Source organism: Duganella guangzhouensis (assembly GCF_009674535.1).
Lineage (GTDB): Bacteria > Pseudomonadota > Gammaproteobacteria > Burkholderiales > Burkholderiaceae_D > Rugamonas > Rugamonas guangzhouensis.
On record NZ_WKJK01000061.1, the window covers coordinates 1 to 949 of the forward strand.

Sequence of the window (949 nt, forward strand, 5' to 3'; positions counted from 1 at the left end):
GGCGCCAGGCTTACGTTGAACAACAGCAAGGTAATGGCGCCAGTTATAAATCGTGTGCCCAGGGCCATGATCGCGAGTAATATCCCGTTCGTGTTCAGCCATGATCTTGCCGTCCGCGACAATCTGTAACTTGTGTGCATAAATACGCAAGCTGACGGGGCGATTGGCAAGCGCGGCCGGAACGCTATAACGATTGCGTTCAAAGGTAACTAAGCAGGTTGGTGATACGCGCTTGGTTTGTTCTACAAAACCATCAAAGGGTTTGCCGTTCGGCATAAGGTGCAATCGTTCTGCATCCCATACCTCCCAAATGGTAAGGTCCGTTTCGGGATGCTGAATCGTTCTCCATAGTCGGAAGCATTCCTCAGTTAGCCAACGATTAAGGGCTGTAAGTGAATCGTGCTCTGGAACCTTTTGCCAGATCCGGTGGCGACTGTCGCGAACGTTTTTCTCAATCTGACCTTTCTCCCATCCAGAGGCTGGATTGCAGAATTCGGCATCGTAGAGATAGTGGCTGACCATTGAGGAAAATCGAGCGTTGACGTCCCGCTCTTTGCCCAGTTTGACCTTGTCTACTGCCGTCTTCATATTGTCGTAAATGCCCCGGCGTGGCACACCTCCAAATGCCAGGAAGGCATGCTCGTGTGCATCAAAAAGCATCTCATGCGTTTGAAGCAAATATGCGCGGAGGAAGAAGGCCCGGCTGTGGCTCAATTTGAACTGGGCAATTTGCAGCTTGGTGCGTTCACCGGCAATGACCGCCCAATCCTCACTCCAATCGAACTGGAATGCCTCGCCGGGAGCGAATTTGAGTGGGACGTATGTTCGTTTGCTCGCAGAATTGACCCATTCCAATTGACCCGCCTTCCACTGCCTGGCAAACGCCGCCACGCGGTCGTATGACCCTTCATAGCCGAGTTCTTTCAGTTCCAGATGGAGCTGCTTCAAA

The 949-nt window shown here is 52.1% G+C and carries 1 protein-coding gene; it reads right to left on the reverse strand.

What is annotated here, in order from left to right:
* Positions 1-949, reverse strand: a 949-nt coding sequence (gene istA / locus GJ699_RS33895; protein ID WP_154383811.1) for an IS21 family transposase, incomplete at both ends; no start/stop codon positions are given.